This is a genomic window from Paenibacillus sp. FSL L8-0435 (genome assembly GCF_037965655.1).
In the GTDB taxonomy this organism is placed as follows: Bacteria; Bacillota; Bacilli; order Paenibacillales; family Paenibacillaceae; genus Paenibacillus.
This window is the reverse complement of sequence record NZ_CP150185.1, coordinates 5,791,345-5,810,043: the sequence shown is the minus strand read 5'-3', so window position 1 is coordinate 5,810,043 and position 18,699 is coordinate 5,791,345. Positions and strand designations below refer to the sequence as shown.

Below are 18,699 nucleotides of genomic sequence, written 5' to 3'. Positions count from 1 at the left end.
CATCATTAGGTCAGTAATAGCTTGCAGTGGCCGTTCCGGTTACGGATCGTTCTTCCGATCGCTGTTGTCTCCATATATTTCTGATTTGCTTTTATAAAGTTAATATTTGGAGACAAAGGCGAACGCTACCGCTTCTTCAAAATCGATTACGTCCCCTTCACTACTTTTGGCTAATTGTTCAACTTTAATGATCTTCAATAAGATAAAACCTTCGGTGATTGTAAAAGATAGATTTCCCAGTTAGCTTTTATCAACGTGTAAAACGTCAGTCCATTTTATATAGTTTAGCTGTAAATGGGGGAATGATGCAAAGCTAATGAAAATACAGGCCTAATTGCTGTTATAACGGTAGGAAAGCAGAGCTTGAAACAGGCCTAATTTAATATACTTTTGGGATCGGCGAGGGAAGCTTCGCGTCTGGATGTATAGTATGGAAGCAGCAGCATACCAATCATTAATAAAACAAAGGCGATGAAATAGGGTGATAACCCGATACGAAGTTGTCCAGCTGTGATGGGACCGATGAAAGAGCCGATGGAGGTGGCAATGGATTGCAGCGAGAAAATGCGGCCCAACTTGCTTCCTCCGCTCAGACGGATAAATAGGGTAGCCATAGCTGGAAAGATGATGCCTTTGGACATCCCGAGTACAAACAATACGGTGGACAACGGAATTTGCGGAATGGCTGCCATCACAAAAAAACACAAGGACATTAACAGCACGCCCGCAACCAGACGCAGCTTGGGGGAATACCGGTTTAGAAATAACATGCTGAGGGTGAAGAGTGCCCCAATACTGATAATAGAGAACAGCAGTCCGGTAGACATGATGGACGATTGTCCTCCGCCCCGCAGGGGTAATTCGAAGAAGAGAATCCCTTGGGCACAGGCAATCACCAGAGGCAAGGCAAAGTATCGCCAAGACACCGGCAGGAATGCACTTGTGGCATCTGCTGGTGAAACAGCAGGTTTAGCAGGTTCCGTTACTCTCTCATGCTGCTTGATGATGCCACGAGGCATCGTCATGAAAGCAATAACACCAGTGAGAATAAGCAGATAGCCCAAGCCTGAAAATGTAGCTGAGAATCCCATGGAACCTACAATGATCGCACCGGCTGCTGGTGATACGACAGACGCGAGGGTATGCACTACCCCGTGACCCGACATATACTTCCCCTGTTTCACCGGATCGCTGGATAACTGTGCAAGCAGGGCGAGACATGCAGGAGACAGGAAGGCCAGTACAAACCCGCTGATGGAACGCAGCGCCAGCAGTTGCCATGGTGTCTGGACATAGGCTTGCAGGAGCAGGATGAACCCTGCACCGAGCAGACTGAATACAATGTAGCGGCGACTGCCATGTTTATCGATTTGTGTTCCAGCAATCAGATTGCCAGGAAGATGTGTTAAGGAATAGATGCCCATCATCCAGCCAATGAAGGTAGGGGCGGCTCCCAGCGAGATGGCAAAAGGAGTCAGAATGGGATACTGGGCGTGCAAATCAAATACGGCAAGGAACAAAAACAGGTATAGCCAGATGGCCGTTTTCACATAAGCCCCTCCTTGTTAAGCGATGCATGTTCAAACTACAGGTCTTGAACGTGTTCCCCGTTCTCCCGGAAGAACCTCATGGTACTACTTGTACGCCCGGCGGGACGAACTTAGACCGTTTATTTTTAAGGGAGAGGGCTTAGCTGACAGCAGCTTCGGAAATCATGTATAATATTCGGGAGTGTTACGAATGAATTCTAATACGGAAGGTGTAGTCATGAACATAGAAGTAATCAAAGAGTTTGTGATGCAGAACTGGCTGGTGATCGTGGTTGCATTGATCATATTGTTCTTTGTTCTGAATGTGGTCAAAACCGTATTGAAATGGGCGATTGCCATCATCATTATTGCGGCTCTACTGATATACAGCGGCATCTCCATTGATCAGATCAAACAGACAGTAACAGACGTACAATCCAGCACGATGGATACATTGAAGAAGGAAGCAACCAGCATGATGCTTAAGGAGGCTTCCAAAGCGAAATACGTCAAAGGACAGGATGGAGCGTTCACCATCACAAGTCCCAATGTGGAGATTAAAGGCAGAACTCAATCGGATAAAGTCGATGTGACCTTCCGCGGAATTTCACTTGGCGAATGGAAACTCGACAATGAAACGATACGTACGTTTGTCGAACAGGCACAGGAGAACAACAAAACAGCACCAGCATCGTAGTAAAGGGGGAATCGGTACGTGCTGCAGAATTGGCTGGACAGCCTGAAGGAATTGAATGGCATCACGATTATGCTGCTGCTGATTGTAGCTGCTTCATTATTGCAGGGTTGGTCCAGAGGGGCTTCGCGTTCAGCAGGCAGACTCTTTGGGTTCCTGATGGATGGCATTATGGCGGTCATTGGTATTCTGTTGTCGATCGGTTTAACGTTGTGGCTTGCGCCATATGTACAGCAGTGGCTGTCTGAGTATGCTTCAGCCATGCCTAACCGTGAGTTGAACCGGTGGGAACAGATGTATTATACGTTGGTTACGGCGATTGCAGATTTTCCGCTAATGCGGTTCGCTGTATTATTTGTACTTAGCTATGGACTCATCCGACTGATTCTCGGGTTTCTCTCATCATTTATTTTTAGCAGCAGGCAGGGGTCAGCTGAGGAAAGTGCGCCTAAAGGTATGTTTAGTCGGTTGACGGGTGCAGTCATTGGCACGATCATAGGCTCCGTCCGCGGAATGATTGTCATTGCGGTTTTGTTCATGATTGTCAGTCTTTACCCTGGAAGCATGTTCAGCCGATATGTGGAAGCATCCCCGATCTATATGCAAGGGGCCAAATCGGTTATCGAACCGTTGTCTGGCACGTTCATCAAGGACAAGCTACCCGTCTTTACGCAGGCTGTGCAGAAGGAACTGGGCGGCATCCTGCAACGTAAATATGAAGTCATCGACCACAATATTCCGACGGATATTGAATCTGCAGCGAGTGAGATTGTCAAAGGCCAATCGACAGATGAAGCCAAAGCAAAAGCGCTATACGACTGGGTAGGTTCACGTATTCAGTATGACTATGGTAAAGTGGATGACTATGAGCAAAAGGGCATATGGCATGAACAGAATCCACAGAATACATTTGACACACGCAAAGGCGTATGTATTGATTATGCCCGTCTTTATGCCGTGATGGCCCGTTCACAAGGACTTGAAGTCAAAGTGGTTACAGGACTTGGTTATAACGGCCAGGGAGGGTATGGTCCGCATGCGTGGAATGAGGTGTATTTGAGTGATTCCGAGAGCTGGGTTCCGCTTGACCCGACATGGGCAATCAGTGGAGACTGGTTTAATCCTCCGAATTTTGCCGACACCCATCTAAAGGATCAGTCAGCTTAACATTACAACGGACATGGGTCCGGAATATGACGACGTTGCCAGGTTATCATGCCGCGAAGAACCAGTTTGAGCGGTATGCATCAAGTCATGAAAGAGGTAGGATGGATGAAAAAGCATTCCAATGAGAAGGATGAACTTACAGACAAACGGCGCTTTAGTTACCGAATGAACGTATTTTTCTTCGCTTCCTTTGTTATTTTTAGCGTTATTATTGTACGCTTGGCCTTTTTGCAATTTGTGGAAGGGCCTGAACTCAGTCAGGAAGAAGCAAGTAACATTACCAAAGATGTACCACTTCCTCCTGTGAGAGGCACGATCTATGATTCTACAGGTGAGGTGAAGTTGGCTTACTCCAAGCCCATTCAGTCTCTCTACCTGACGCTTTATAAAAACTATGGGGATGTTGATGGGAAACCGAGTCCTAACATAGGAGAAGTACAGGATATTGCAACCCGGTTGCATGATGTGTTTGAACAGTACAAGCTGAAGGATTCAGAGTCACTTACGGTGGAGAAAATTATTGAAGAGATGGACTTGAACTCCCGCAAAGCGAACGGTTTTATGCCGCGTCTGATCAAGAGTGATCTGTCCGAGGAAGAAGTTGCTTATTTCCTACAGCACAAGGACGAGTTCAAAGGTATTCAGATCGTCGAGGAGAGTGTGCGATTCTACGATCCGGATACGGTAGCGGTTCAGACCATCGGTTATCTCAAGAAGTTCAGAAGTTCGAAGTCCTTGAACAAATACAAAGAGGTGGATGAGGCCAATAAAACGCAAACGGATCCGGGCCTGGTGTATACGGAGAATGAATTTGTAGGTTTTGATGGACTGGAGTTGCAATATCAGGATGCACTCCGCGGCAAAAGCGGATATACATCCGTTGATGTTGATTTGCGTAATTTGCCTGAAGGTGTAGCAGGTTCTACCCCGCCGCAGAAAGGTTACGACCTGATTTCCAGCATTAACAAGAACGTTCAGGTGAAAACAGAACAGGCTATTACAGACCAGCTGAGCTGGCTCCATCGGAATCCGGTATCCGGTAAATTGCATCCAAATGCGAAGACGGGATATGCCGTGGCGATGGAAGTGGATTCGGGAAAAATTGTAGCAGCTGCCAGTATGCCTGATTACGACACCAATGTGTGGAAAACAGGCGGTGTAAGTACAGAAGATTATGAAAAAATAAAATATATTTATCAGAATGGTACGATTCGGGGCTTCCCGCCGGATGACTCTGGTAAACGGGCGGAATCTGTTGTGTTGCTCGGTTCAACGATCAAACCACTTAGTGTATTGATCGGTTTGAAAGAAGGTTTCTTCACTACAAATACCGTATATTCGGATAGAGGTTCAACGACCTTTGGTGGAGACAATCGCAGAGTGCAGAACTCATCAGGGCATGTGTATGGTGCAATGTATCCTCGTGATGCGATTCGTCATTCCTCAAACGTGTTTATGATCGACGAGATCGGGAAGAAACTGTATTCGAAGTATGGTGCAGAGGGTGTTGACGTATGGGATAAATATATGGAGCAATTCGGTCTTGGTGTATCTACAGAGGTAGATTTGCCTAATGAGCGGCCTGGTCTCAAAGAATACATGGAAAGCTCCGAGAGTTCCTTGACCAAGTTGGTATATGCCTCCTTTGGTCAGCAAGGAAAATATACAACTATGCAGTTAGCACAGTACACCACAATGCTTGCGAACAAAGGAAAACGGATGGAACCACAACTGGTTAACGAGTTCCGGGATTCGGAAGGCAACGTGGTCAAGAAAGTAAAACCGAAGGTACTGAGCACGGTGGAGTTTAACGACGCCTACTGGAACGAAGTGCAACGAGGCATGGCTACCGAAGTTTCGGCATTTAGCGGCTTCCCTTATGATTTCGCCAGAAAAACAGGAACATCGACGCAACTCGTCGGCGGTAAACTGGTGGATAACGGGGTGTTTATCGCCTATGCCCCACGTAATAATCCAAAGCTTGCTGTCGCTGTAGTTATCCCCGAAGGGGGCTTTGGATCAAGCAGTGCGGCTCCGGTTGCACGTGCGATCTTCGATGCCTATGACGAGGAATTCGGTCTCGACGGTGTACCGAAAAAGGACAAAAATAAAGAATCAGATTCGGAATCAGGCACACAGTGATGTGAGGCATTGGTTACAGAGGGGACCCTTCGTGGGTCCTCTTTTTTGTTTTTACGCGGAGAATGGATCGTAAGAGTGAACTAATTAGTTGCATTAATATGTAACCATATGAGCTGTACCACGTTTATATAAGGGAAGGGTAAACGCGATCCGGAGAACGGGATAACGTTGATATGTCAGTGTTTACATTGAAATCCGTAGATTGGGTAGTGTAACGGTTCTGTTTACGAAAATGTAACCAAATATTGAAAGACGTGACAGCTAACCTTTGGTAGACTTGTATGAGAAAGGATTAAATATGGATTGAACACGTTCACAAGACGGATTAAATATTTTATTTTTATAGAGGAACGGGAGAGGCTTAAAACATGTTTAACCGATTGAGGAAGAAACCCATGACTGAGGAAGATACACCCGTCAACAAGCCTTCCACCGCAAGGCTGAATCTGTTTTTTTTCGCGGCATTTGTCATATTCAGTATCCTTATTTTCAGGTTGGCCTTTGTGCAATTTGTGGAGGGTCCTGAACTGACGTATATGGAAACGAGTCGTAATACCAAAGACATTCCACTCGCACCTGTTCGTGGTCCCATCTATGATGCGACAGGGGAAGTCGCGCTGGCTTATTCCGAACCTGTACAGTCCCTGTATGTGTTGTTGTACGAGGATTATCGGAATGATGAACGTAGACAGGAAGCAGAGGAGCTGGCTCATGATTTGGCGGCTGTGTTTAAGCAGTTTAATCCAGGGGACAAAGAGCAGCCGGACGCGGAAGAGATCATCAAACGATTGGATCTGGATTACCAGAAAACGTTCGGGTATGTGCCAAGATTGGTGAAGTCGGATCTATCGACTAAAGAAATTGCCTTTTTTATGGAGAAAAAAGCAGAATATCCAGGTGTTATGGTGCTGGAAGAAAACATAAGAAAATATGACCCGGATGGCGTAGCGGTTCAGGTTGTCGGTTACACAAGAGAGTTCAAACGGGCACCAGATTCCATTGCCAAATATAAGGCAATCCGCGAGGGGGCAAGTACCCAGCGTGATCCTGGTCTTGTGTACCATGAAGAAGAGAAGGTTGGCTTCGATGGGCTGGAGCTTCAATATCAGGAAGAACTCCGTGGACGAAGCGGATATCAGTCCATTGATATTGACGCACGTAATCTGCCAGATGGGACGATGTTACAAACACCACCGGAGAAAGGCTACAGTCTGGTTTCCACCATTAACAAGGAAATTCAGATGGCTGCACAAGAGGCGATAACGGACGAATTGCGCAGACTTCCCAAGGCAATTACCGGATACGCAGTAGCCATGGAAGTGGATACGGGGAATGTGGTAGCTATGGCAAGTATGCCAGATTATGATCCGAACGATTGGGATTATGACAAAATCAAATATGTATTCCGGAACGGAACCACTGAATCGTTCCCACCGAATGATGCCAAGCCTAGTCGGGCGGAATCCGTTGTACTCCTTGGATCAGTAATCAAGCCGCTAAGTGTGCTTATTGGATTAAAAGAGGGATTATTTACAGCAGGAGAGACCTATCATGATCAGGGATATGCGGTTTTGGGGAAAGACGGGCGACAAGTGAAGAACTCGCATTCTGCGTATAATGGTTCTATTACGGCGAGAAGAGCGATTGAGAAATCCTCCAATGCCTTCATGATTGATATGGTGGGTAAACGTTTGTTACGTAATTATGGCTCAGAGAAAGGCATCGATGTCTGGCACAAACACATGCAGGAATTTGGCTTGGGTGTGTCTACGGGAGTAGATTTACCAAGTGAATACCTGGGTACACTGGAATATAAAAAGGATCATGAATCAGCTCTAACACGTTTGGCATTTGCCTCCTTTGGACAACAAGCCAAGTACACCACGATGCAACTCGCCCAATATACCACGATGCTTGCGAATAAGGGTAAACGGATGGAACCACATCTGGTGAAGGAAATTCGTGACGCGGACGGTAATGTGGTGAAAGAGATCAAACCTAAGGTGCTCAATGAAGTTGATTTTGCCGATGCGCACTGGAATGAAGTGCACAAAGGTATGGTTACCAAAGTAAGTTCATTTGACGGTTTCCCATACGATTATGCACGGAAAACAGGAACATCAGAGCAGGGGACCGGACCGAACAAAAAAGAGAATGGTGTATTTATTGCCTTTGCACCACGAGATAATCCGAAGCTTGCTGTAGCTGTTGTTGTACCGGAAGGTGGATTCGGGTCAGTCAGTGCTTCACCGATTGCACGGAAAATTTTCGATGCATATGATGAAGTGTATGGTCTCGATGGAACGCCGAAAGGTAAGAAAGACGAAGGAAAAGACAAAGAGTAATGCAAAAGAACCTCGCGGAAGTTAGCTCTTTTAACATCGTGACCGAAAGGTTTATGAAGTGAATTAAATATATTTGGACAGGCAGGGGAAATAATCCCTTGCCTTTTTTTTTGGCTTCGGATAAAATTTGCACAAGGGAAACATTATTAGTCTTGATTAAAATTTAATACCTTGTACAACAAAATTAGATGTAGACAAGTATTTTAGGAGAGGGAAAGGGGACGATTGAATTGTTAATGGTGAAAATGAGGAGTATTCAGAGGGGGGTCATTACGCTAGCGGCTCTGGTTCTGGTTATTGTACTTACGGCATGTTCCAGTGATGCAGAGACGAGCAGTGGTGGCAAGTTACAAGTAACCGCTACAACGGGAATGATCGCTGATGTAGCACGTGAGGTAGGCGGGGTATATGTTGATGTTACCGGGCTAATGGGCCCGGGAGTTGATCCCCACTTGTACAAGGCATCCCAAGGTGATATTCGCAAGCTGGAACAAGCAAAAGTCATTTTCTATAATGGACTGCATCTTGAAGGCAAAATGACAGACATTTTGGAGAAAATGTCCTCAAGCAAGCTGGTTACTGCTGTTACAGAGACTATTCCAGTCGAGGAGTTACACTCAGGCAAAGATACAGGCGGCACCGAATATGATCCACACGTCTGGTTTAACGTCAGCCACTGGATGCATGCGGCAGAAGCCGTACGCGATACGCTCGTGGAGGCGGACCCGGGCCATGCGGAAGAGTACAAGGCTCAGGCAGAGGCGTATCTGGCGAAGCTCGAAGCACTGGATGCCGAGGTGCGTGAGAAGATTCTGGAGATTCCGGAAGCAAGCCGGGTATTGGTTACGGCGCATGATGCATTTGGATATTTCGGTCAGGCTTATGGCATGAAAGTGATGGGGCTTCAGGGCATCAGTACAGCAGCCGAATATGGTGCAAAAGATGTTAGCGAACTGCGGGATTATCTCGTGGATAACCATATCAAAGCAGTATTTGTTGAATCGAGTGTACCTGCAAAAGCGATGGAAGCCATCATTGCCGGAGCAGCTCAAAAAGGCCATACGGTCAGCATTGGTGGAGAACTGTTCTCGGATGCCATGGGGGCTGAGGGAACGGAAGAAGGCACATACATCGGTATGATTCGCCACAATGTTGAGACGATTGTAGAAGCCCTGAAATAATGAATCACATGAAGAGAGGAGTTACAGGATTATGGAAGATACAACTTTATTGGAACAAACTCCTAAGAAACTGAACAATAGTCACTTGCAGGGAACGCAGCCAACATCGGCTCCTCTCAGTGTGAGGGATCTGGCCGTTGCGTATCACAAAAAGCCGGTGCTTAGCAGCGTATCCTTCGATATTCCGGAAGGACAGCTCATCGGAATTCTCGGACCAAATGGTGCAGGGAAATCAACACTGATCAAAGCGGTTCTGGGACTGGTACCGAAGATGCATGGTGAGGTACGGATCTTCGGACAATCGTACAGGGAGCAACGTCGCCGCATCGGTTATGTGCCCCAACGGGAATCGGTGGACTGGGATTTCCCTACACATGCGCTCGATGTGGTGATGATGGGACGGTATGGTCATCTGGGCTGGTTCCGTCGTCCGGGGAAAAAGGAGCGGGACTTGGCGGCACACTGCCTGGAGCAAGTAGGCATGGGCGACTACATGTACCGCCAGATCAGTCAGCTGTCCGGTGGACAGCAGCAGCGTGTCTTTCTGGCACGGGCACTGGTGCAGGACGCAGATCTTTATTTCATGGATGAGCCGTTTGCAGGTGTGGATGCTACAACGGAGAAAGCTATCATTTTACTTCTGGAACAGCTGAAGAAAGAAGGAAAGACGGTACTGGTCGTTCACCATGATCTGGCGACAGTCGAGGAATACTTCGACCATGTGCTGCTGCTCAATGGACGACTCGTGGCTGGCGGACCGACAAGCGAAGTATTTGTACCGGATACACTGCAAGAGACGTACGGAGGCCGGATTGCGATGATCGGAAGCCGGACGGAGAAAGGCCAGGTGTAGTGCATGTGGAACTGGATCATTGCCATCTTATCTGACCCCAATACACGTTGGATATTGCTTGGCTGTCTGTTGTTAGGATTCAGTAGCGGAATTATTGGCTCCTTCACCTTTCTTCGTAAACAGAGCCTGATGGGGGACACCCTTGCTCATGCTGCTCTGCCCGGAATCTGTATTGCGTTTATGTTAACGGAAACGAAGTCCGTAGGCTTATTTCTGTTCGGTGCTCTGGTGGCTGGCATTGTGGCTACATTTGGAATTTCGTGGATTACACGTTACTCCCGGATCAAGCAGGATGCGGCGATGGGGATCGTGCTGACCGTATTTTTCGGGGTTGGCGTAGTCATGCTTACGCGCATTCAGCATGGGGCGAGTGGAAGCCAAAGCGGACTCGATAAATATTTGTTTGGACAGGCGGCATCCATGGTCATGACGGATGTCTATGTCATGGGGGGGGTATGTCTCGTGTTACTGATTGCCTGTCTTGCCTGGTTCAAGGAATTTAAGCTGGTGAGTTTTGACCAGGGTTTTGCACGAGGCATGGGTCTGCCAGTTGCCATGCTGGAGCAGCTCATTCTGCTCTTGACGGTGATCGCGGTGGTTGCCGGGATTCAGGCGGTGGGTGTGGTGCTTGTCGCGGCCCTGCTGGTGACTCCGGCTGCAGCGGCACGCTGCTGGACCGACTCCCTTGCACTCATGGTATTATTGGCAGGCATATTTGGTGCATTGAGCGGAGCGACGGGTACCATCTTCAGCACGCTCGTGCCCAATCTGCCGACAGGACCTGTAACGGTTCTTGCGGCTACGGTGCTGTTTGCCGGATCAGCCTTGCTCGCCCCACGTCGTGGATTGTTAGCCCGACGGTTGCGTAGTATTCAGGCAAAGTCCGCATATATGCGTGAAGAGCGAGCTACACTCCAGACTCTCGCCGCACAGCGAAATCAGCAGGAACGGGGGGAAATGTAATGGCAACGTTTTGGATTATCTTGACGGCCGTTTTGGTATCTTCTGCTTGCGCCATTCTGGGTTGTTTTCTGATTCTGCGGCGAATGGCTCTGGTCGGTGATGCGATCAGCCATGCGGTTCTCCCCGGTATTGCGATTGCTTTCCTGTGGAGCGGTTCCAGAGATTCGTTATGGATGCTACTTGGTGCAACAGTGTTTGGATTACTGACGGTGTTCTTCATACAGAGTTTGCAGGCAGGTGGACTGTCGTCTGATGCCTCGATCGGAATTGTGTTCACAGCACTCTTCGCAGTAGGAGTCATTCTGATTAGTCTGAACGCCCAGCATATTGATTTGGATCTGGACTGTGTCTTGTTCGGAGAGATCGCTTATGTACAGTGGGATACGCTAACCCTTGGAGGTACCGATGTCGGTCCGAGGGCAGTCTGGATGCTGGGTATCACTTTGCTAGTCATCCTCGTCGTTATTGGGCTGTTCTACAAACAGTTCAAGCTGTGTGCCTTCGATCCGGCGCTGGCTGCGGCCTGCGGCATTCCAGTAGTGCTGTTCCACTATCTGCTCATGGGACTTGTTTCGATGACGTCCGTAGCTTCATTTGAAAGTGTTGGTTCGATTCTCGTGGTGGGCATGCTGATCGTACCAGCGGCGACGGCTTACCTGCTCACAGATCGTCTGGGCAAAATGATACTGTATGCCGTCCTGATCGGAGCAGCATCTTCGGTTGGAGGTTACATCATGGCATACGCCCTGGATGCTTCCATTGCGGGCTGCATGGTAGCTGTTGCTGGAATTCTGTTTGTTCTTGCACTGCTTCTGTCACCGAAACATGGCATCGTATTCCGTTACGTTCGTCGCAAATTCGCGGCACGTTAATTCATAGAGATTGTTAGCCGCCTGCTTTGCAGGCGGTTTTTTATGATTGGACTGTGAACGAAGAAAAATTCAATAGCAGCCCCTCCTGCTGGAGTGAGCTGCTATTGGGATGCCTAAAGGTGGCAATGAGGTAGATGAATATAACAATCCTTACGGTTTCAAAGGCACCCGATGAACCCCTTGGCTTCCTCCCGGTGCGGTTCCGAGATACACATATTTCCCTTGGTTTACGGCCGTGGTGATGCCATACAATGTTCCTTCTGGATCATGCCAACTACGAATAAGCTCTCCTTCTGGTCCATATTCTGCAACAAGTCCGTGTTTCACCGGGGCACTGGCTCCATTTAACAAGGACTGTGGAACTTTGGACATCGTCGCTGCTAACCAAGGGTGACTATGCATGTAATCGGCAAAAGACAGACGGGTTGTGAATACCCCTACCCAGAAGTGTCCCTCTGCGTCACGGGTGATATTGTCCGGAAACCCAGCCAGATTCTCCGCAAAAATATCAGAGGTGCCTTGTTTGGGACCCTTCAACCAGTACCTGGTCAACTGGTAATGATACGATTCTGCGACTAGCACGAAGTCTTCTTCGGCAGACAGTACCACCCCATTGGCAAAATATAAATCCTTAAGCAGAACGTTCGTCTGTTTGGTCAGTGGATCATATTTCAACAATCGTCCATGCGGTTTATTCTCGGCAATTTCTTTGAACATGACTTTGCCATAGTTAGAGGTATCGGAGAAATAAATAGATCCGTCTTGCGCGATGTCCAGTTCGTTCGCCAGGTAGATCGGCCCCCCATCTACTTCAGTGGTTAGTACTTCGATGTTTCCGTTCGGGTCAATGGACAGGAGCCCTTTCTGAATATCCGCCACAATCAAATTTCCGGCAGCATCAAATTTCAGGCCGTTAGGTGTTCCATGGGTATCAGCGAATACCTCTGCTGGCTGTGCCTTGTCTTCGGCGTCAAAGGTTACTCTGTAGATTTTGCCGTCGGAGTCACCCGTATACAGTCGCCCTTCTTTGTCAAAAGTGATAAATTCCGGGAACTTCGCGCGGCCGGTAACCAATTCAGCGGAGCTAAGTTTGTTGTTCTCTTTCCAGGGACCCTCCTTCTCAAAAGAAGGAGCAGCAGGTGCAGACCAAACAGCGGGTTCTACCGGGGCGGGCATTAGCAGGAATACAACGATTCCCAGCACAATTACCCCTAGCAGAGTCAGGCTCCATTTACGAATTTGTTGACCAGTGGATCGTTTGCGTTGTTTTTGTTCTGTTGACATATTAATCCTCCTTAATACACTGTTTCTTTTGGGGAACAACGTTACCGAAACTCCAAAAAAATATAAAATGAACTCAAGACCATTTTCAGTAACATTGTTTCCTATAAGAATCATAGTAACCAAAAGAAAACGATTGTGTCAAATTCTTTTTTTTATCATGATGACTTCATTGACAACTTTTCTGCTAATGGTTAGAATGCCTGTTAGAAGTCGGAAACGTGATAACTAATTGAAGGTGATCCTTATAAGTAACGAAGACAAGCCCTCACCATCCAAGAGGCGGGCATTAAAAACATATCAGCAAGCTCGCCTGCAAAATACGGAAAATCTCCGTAAGCTTGTGGTTGATGCGGCTGCAACCATTTTGCAGGAAGAAGGTCCGGAGGCTGTTACTGTACGCAGAGTATCGCAAAAGATGGGCTGCTCCACCAAGATCATTTACAGTTTGTTTGTCAATAAAGAGGGCCTGGCCCAGCAGTTGTATCTGGAGGGCTGCAAATTGCTCGCCAAGCGTTTGGAAGAAGTGCCGCCGTCCTCTGACTTCTTGCAGCATTTACTGGATTTGGGGGAAGCCTTCTGGCAGTTTGCGCAGGATTATAGTAGCTACTATAAGCTGATGTTCGGAGGGGCTTTTGCAGAGTTCAAGCCGGATGCAGAGAGTATGCAGGGAACGATGACTGCCATACACCGCTTGCTGATTCTAATTAGCACTGCCCAGAAGCAAGGACAGATTTCGGACCAGGAAGAGACCGAAACTCTTGTTAGTACTATATGGGCATCGCTGCACGGTGTAATCCACCTGTATATGGGCGGGTTCCTTGGTGATGTAAAGGCAGCCCATACCGTATATAAACAAACCATGAATCTGATGTCCCAATCCTTGTTTGCAGTATCCAAGCAAGACAGAGGAGCGGACAGGGGATAATTGGATTTAATCTTGGCTACGGGTTAGGCAGGGAAAACAGGCAGATTGACTAAGGTTAAGCTAAAAGCGGTTCATCTGTAGGAGATGGATCGTTTTTTATTTAGGAAATTATATATTACATAAAATGTAATAACTTCGAAGTGTAATCCTGAGCGGGTTATTTTGTTGCAGGTCGACGATCTGTGGTAAAATGTCGTTAGCTGTGACGTCCGGAGCGTCCGATTTTGCGGATGCCGGGCGATCTTGTTGTGAGTTTAAAATTAGGGAGAAATAGAGAGACAACCTAGGAGGAACTACTGTATGAGTGAATTGAAATACAAATTGCTTGCATTGGATATGGATGGAACATTACTTAACGATAATCATGAAATTACACAGGAGACCGCCAAGTGGATTCAGATTGCCATTCGTCGGGGTGTACATGTGTGCCTTTCTACGGGAAGAGCTGTATTCCATGCGATGCCTTATGCGGTCCAGCTTGGGCTGGAGACACCGATGGTAACCGTTAACGGTAGTGAAGTCTGGAAAGCACCGCATGATCTGCATATGCGTCATCTGATGGATCCGGCATTGATTCGTAAAATGCAGGAGATTGGTGAGAAATATAACAGCTGGTACTGGGCATACTCCGTGGAAGAGCTGTTCAATCGTGATCGCTGGACGGACAATATTGAAGGTCTGGAATGGCTAAAATTCGGCTTTAATACCGAAGTGGATGAAGCTCGTCACCAGATCATGATGGAACTGCAACAAATGGGTGGTCTGCAGATGACGAATTCTTCACCTGTTAATATCGAGATCAACCCTGCTGGAATATCCAAAGCCAGTGGTGTAGCTGAGGTTTGCAAACTGCTGGGTATCGAGATGTCCGAAGTTGTTGCTGTCGGAGACAGTCTGAATGATCTGGCTGTCATTGAGGCCGTAGGTCTGGGTGTAGCGATGGGCAATGCGCAGGAGCAGGTCAAGGAAGCGGCTGATCTGATCGTAGCGAGTAACAATGAAGACGGCATTGTTGAAGTGATCCGTGAACATATTTTGAAGGGGGAGTAACCTTTGCTCGCAACCATTGCCTGGATTTTAATTGTGCTGCTGTTTGCAGTGGGGATGGCTGGAACGGTATATCCCATATTGCCTGGTGCTGTAGCGATTTTCTTTGCGTTTCTGGTCTACGGCTGGTTCTTCAGCTTTGATCCGTTTGGTGTGTGGTTCTGGATCATTCAGATTCTGATTGTTGTTGTGTTGTTTGTGGCTGATTATGTCGTCAGCGCATGGGGTGTGAAGAAGTTTGGTGGCTCCAAGTTATCGACCACGCTGAGTACCATTGGTGTTATCATTGGTCCATTTGTCATTCCGGCATTTGGACTGGTACTAGGACCATTTATCGGTGCTTTTATCGGTGAACTGATCGGAGGTTCTTCACCTTCCAAAGCGTCGAAAGTTGGATTTGGTTCCGTCGTGGGGCTATTTACGAGTACTGTGATGAAAATTATTTTGCAAATCGTCATGATTGTTCTCTTTATTATTTGGGTGGTAAGATTCGCCTAAACGTTCAGGATTAGCTTCAACGGGATGCACGTCCGGTGTGGAGGAAAGAAGGGGAATTCGTTTGTCTAAGAAAGAAACATTCATTAGGGGTACGCTCATTCTGGCGGCCGCTGCACTGATCGCAAGAGTACTCGGATTGGTTCAACGGGTGCCGCTTGAGCATATCCTTGGAGATGTCGGTAACGCATCGTTTACGATCTCCAATACGGTATATTTAATGCTGTTAACTGTAGCAACGGCGGGCATACCGAGTACTCTGAGTAAAATGGTATCGGAACGTTATGCGCTCGGACGCGCGGGTGAAGCTCAACAGATCTACCGTGCAGCCCTGATCTTTGCAGCTGTTGCCGGGGTAGTCATGTCTGCTTTATTGTGGTTCGCGGCACCTTATTATGCTACGTATGTCTCCAAAGTACCGGAGTCGGTCAGCGCCATTCGCGCCTTGGCTCCAGCCTTGCTGCTGTTCCCGGCCATTGCGATGATGCGTGGATATTTCCAGGGACGCGGCAACATGACAGCGGGGGGTATTTCACAGATTGTTGAACAGTTCGCCCGTGTAGGTACAGCCATTATCGTGGCTTATGTCATGCTGCAATGGAATTATGATGACCAGACGATTGCTGCGGGAGCCTCATTTGGTGGGGTATTGGGAAGTGTGGGTGCCTTCGGTGTCATGCTGTACTTCACCTTGAAGCTGCGTCGTAGCGACCGTGCTGCCCAATTGAATTACGAGCGTGCAGAGCAGTTACCAATGCGAGGTATCTACAGTGATATCTTCAAGCTGTCTATTCCAATTGTGCTGTCTTCACTTGCGGTTCCAGCCATTAACTTCATCGACTCATCCCTTGTGGTACCACTGCTTAGTGGCCAGATCGGACTCGAAGAAGCGACTGGTGTACTTGCGATCCTGGGTGCGAAAGCCCAAAGTATTGCGGGTATTCCTCCGATTCTGGCTATCGCTTTGAGTCAATCATTGGTGCCTGTCATATCGGCAGCATTTGCCCGCAAGGATGAAGCTCATCTGAAAAGTCAGGTTACACTTGCCTTGCGCATTTCGATTCTGACTGGTATGCCGATTGTCATTGCACTTTGTGCGGCAGCATATTCGGTCAACGGATTGCTGTTTACCAATCTGGATGGAACACCGATCATTGCCTTGCTGACATTCGGTACCATTTTCCAGATTACGATGATGACCACCAACTCCATTTTACTAGGGGTAGGGAAACCGCGGATTACGATGATCAGTGTCGCAGCAGGTGTTGTGATCAAACTGATCGCAAGTCTTATTCTGGCGCCAATCTTTGGCATTTACGGCATCATCATTGCAACGGCCCTTTGTTTCCTGGTTATCACATACCTGAATCTGCGGGTCCTTCGCAAAATCGTTGATTTCTCCATCATGGGAGAGCGTTGGAAAGGGTTTATCATTACAGTGTTGCTTGCAGCAGGTGTAGGATTTGCAGCAAACTGGATTGGCAATATGATCTTTGGACTCTTCCTGCCAGCACGCGTATCCTTCTTGCTTACCTGCCTTGTGGTTGGTGTGCTTGTTGTTGTGGTGTATCTGGTTCTCATGGTTGTGCTGCGTGTACTGCGCAAGGACGAGCTGGGCAGTTACCCTCGTATTCTGCAAAAAATTCTTCGTCCACTTATGCGTCTTCAACGTGGAGCTGGGCAAAGAGCTTAAAAATGCAAGGAGCACCATTCAAGCATTACTATTTTGTGAAAATAGGATACAAGCTCTGTCTGCTGTTAAGCGGACAGGGCTTTTTGTATAGATAAGGAGAGCTGAGCGACTGAACTTTACATTAGTCCAGTAAGCGAGGATTAGCGGTACATCGGGGTTCACATCATCCGTCTTTGCCTGCTCTATATGATCTTTAGATTAGTGTGTGATGGCTTTAGCATCATGAGCCAGTGCTGTTTTCAGCATGCCATACCGATGTTCGTGACTCATCTCGAATAGCCATGGCCGACGTGGTGCCGTCAGATAACCGAGACAATCCCGAGTCTGAAGCCAGTCCTGTCTGGTGATCGGTTCGTAAGGCGTGTCTCCCCATACGGCGAGCAGTTCCGGACTATATAATCGTTGCCCTTCGGGTAGCCATTCCTCATCCAGTAATGCCTGAGCGTATAATGTATGTTCACCTGCCTCGTCTTCACGATTGGTAAACAGGCCAGGCCAATATTCAGCGCGCGAGCCACGATGGGGAACCAAACGTGCGAACTCCAACACTTGGGTGTGTACTTGCTCCACGCCAAACAACAAGGCATATAGCCCTTTGCCAAACATGATTCGCTCATCCAGCTTGCCAAAATGTTCAATGACGCGTCCTGCGAGTCCTGCTCCCCGTCCAAGAGGGAAGACTATATGATTCAGACCTGCCAAATTATGCAGATGGAATGCGGGTTTGGAAAGTACTTCTTTTTGAAAATAAGGATGCTGCACCACCCGGCTCTCGATATAGTTCTGCTCATTAATAATTAATGCCACACTTAGCAGTGAACTGCATCGTTCCAGCCAAAAGCGTTCCCAAAACGGCGTCATAAACGCCGATACGTGAAAGTGCGACAAGAGATGGAAACAGCTTCGTCCGATGCGACGGCTGTTCATATACAGCAGAAGCTGGGGATATGCATCCTGAAAAATGAGTGCATTGCATCGCTCCAGCAGCCGATACATACGCTCGCGATCGCTCTGATTTTGTAGATTATGCATCAAGTCACTCTGAAGATCTGTCATGTGATATCCGCCGTTGCGAGAGACCATATGGGCCAGCAGTGCCCAATGCAGTTCGGGATATTGCTCATAACATTCCAGATAGGCTGCCGTGCGGGTGATATTACTCCGATTGTGCTCCTGGGTCAGTGTCTTAATCTCTTCCAGAATGATGCAATCTTCTTCACAGACGAGTGCGCTTTGAACCTGGTCCGTGCGTGCAAAAGATTTGCTGCTGGCAGGCAAAAAGCGCTCCACCTCAGACTGTAAGGCAGCTGCCGTATCGGTATCCCACTCGATGTCACGCAAGGGGTGACGCAGCTGTGCTGAAGCTTGCCATGCAGCCTGTTTGCCACGCCATATTTCCCGGGCAGCACCCGGAATGGAACGAACCATCTGCAGGAGGGACCCGTGATGTTGTTCGCTGGAAGAATCGGTTCTGGTGGAAGTCATGATGTGACATCCTTTCGTTATGTT

Annotated in this window: 15 protein-coding genes; 12 read left to right on the top strand and 3 right to left on the bottom strand. The window is 47.9% G+C overall.

The window, feature by feature from the left end; translation table 11 throughout:
* Positions 1-374 precede the first annotated feature (374 nt).
* Positions 375-1,550 (bottom strand): MFS transporter, encoded by a 1,176-nt coding sequence (locus NST33_RS25835; RefSeq protein ID WP_221823603.1) that lies wholly within the window; start codon positions 1,548-1,550, stop codon positions 375-377.
* A 190-nt stretch (positions 1,551-1,740) separates the two neighbouring features.
* Here NST33_RS25835 and NST33_RS25830 point away from each other — a divergent pair, with 190 nt between their 5' ends.
* From NST33_RS25830 to NST33_RS25795, 8 genes are all read left to right on the top strand, one after another.
* Positions 1,741-2,226 carry an ATPase gene (locus NST33_RS25830; protein ID WP_221823600.1) on the top strand — a complete coding sequence of 162 codons (486 nt, stop codon included), beginning with the start codon at positions 1,741-1,743 and terminating at the stop codon, positions 2,224-2,226.
* A gap of 18 nt (positions 2,227-2,244) precedes the next feature.
* Positions 2,245-3,390, top strand: a complete 1,146-nt coding sequence (locus tag NST33_RS25825; protein ID WP_221823598.1) for a transglutaminase domain-containing protein — start codon at positions 2,245-2,247, stop codon at positions 3,388-3,390.
* Between the two features lie 105 nt (positions 3,391-3,495).
* Positions 3,496-5,532, top strand: a complete 2,037-nt coding sequence (locus NST33_RS25820; RefSeq protein WP_221823595.1) for a penicillin-binding transpeptidase domain-containing protein — start codon at positions 3,496-3,498, stop codon at positions 5,530-5,532.
* A gap of 395 nt (positions 5,533-5,927) precedes the next feature.
* A complete protein-coding gene (locus tag NST33_RS25815) occupies positions 5,928-7,877 on the top strand; it encodes a penicillin-binding protein 2 (protein ID WP_179088519.1) in 1,950 nt (649 codons plus the stop codon).
* A gap of 236 nt (positions 7,878-8,113) precedes the next feature.
* On the top strand, positions 8,114-9,058 hold the full coding sequence (locus tag NST33_RS25810; protein WP_076211030.1) for a zinc ABC transporter substrate-binding protein: 945 nt from the start codon (positions 8,114-8,116) through the stop codon (positions 9,056-9,058).
* A gap of 31 nt (positions 9,059-9,089) precedes the next feature.
* Complete coding sequence (locus NST33_RS25805) at positions 9,090-9,911, top strand: metal ABC transporter ATP-binding protein (protein WP_260632921.1); 822 nt, start codon at positions 9,090-9,092, stop codon at positions 9,909-9,911.
* Between the two features lie 3 nt (positions 9,912-9,914).
* The gene (locus tag NST33_RS25800) at positions 9,915-10,874 is read left to right on the top strand and encodes a metal ABC transporter permease (protein WP_221823592.1); all 960 of its coding nucleotides are present in this window, start codon (positions 9,915-9,917) and stop codon (positions 10,872-10,874) included.
* Positions 10,874-11,746 carry a metal ABC transporter permease gene (locus NST33_RS25795; protein WP_221823591.1) on the top strand — a complete coding sequence of 291 codons (873 nt, stop codon included), beginning with the start codon at positions 10,874-10,876 and terminating at the stop codon, positions 11,744-11,746. The genes NST33_RS25800 and NST33_RS25795 overlap by 1 nt, the downstream gene beginning before the upstream one ends.
* Before the next feature lie 150 nt (positions 11,747-11,896).
* On the opposite strand, the gene NST33_RS25790 is transcribed toward NST33_RS25795, so the two are convergent.
* A complete protein-coding gene (locus tag NST33_RS25790; protein ID WP_221823589.1) occupies positions 11,897-13,030 on the bottom strand; it encodes an SMP-30/gluconolactonase/LRE family protein in 1,134 nt (377 codons plus the stop codon).
* Between the two features lie 235 nt (positions 13,031-13,265).
* On the opposite strand from NST33_RS25790, the gene NST33_RS25785 reads away from it, so the two are divergent.
* The 4 genes from NST33_RS25785 (at position 13,266) to NST33_RS25770 (ending at position 17,190) form a co-directional block, all read left to right on the top strand.
* Entirely contained in the window at positions 13,266-13,955 is a 690-nt protein-coding gene (locus NST33_RS25785; RefSeq protein WP_313771493.1) for a TetR/AcrR family transcriptional regulator, read from the top strand.
* 300 nt (positions 13,956-14,255) lie between these two features.
* A complete protein-coding gene (locus NST33_RS25780) occupies positions 14,256-15,005 on the top strand; it encodes a Cof-type HAD-IIB family hydrolase (RefSeq protein ID WP_076211034.1) in 750 nt (249 codons plus the stop codon).
* A gap of 54 nt (positions 15,006-15,059) precedes the next feature.
* Positions 15,060-15,500 (top strand): DUF456 domain-containing protein, encoded by a 441-nt coding sequence (locus NST33_RS25775; protein WP_047841365.1) that lies wholly within the window; start codon positions 15,060-15,062, stop codon positions 15,498-15,500.
* 61 nt (positions 15,501-15,561) lie between these two features.
* Complete coding sequence (locus tag NST33_RS25770) at positions 15,562-17,190, top strand: polysaccharide biosynthesis protein (RefSeq protein WP_237178539.1); 1,629 nt, start codon at positions 15,562-15,564, stop codon at positions 17,188-17,190.
* Positions 17,191-17,388: 198 nt separating this feature from the next.
* Here the strand turns inward: NST33_RS25770 and NST33_RS25765 are convergent, their stop codons facing one another.
* Positions 17,389-18,675, bottom strand: coding sequence for a DUF2515 family protein (locus tag NST33_RS25765; protein ID WP_339305577.1), 1,287 nt, complete (start codon positions 18,673-18,675; stop codon positions 17,389-17,391).
* Positions 18,676-18,699 lie beyond the last annotated feature (24 nt).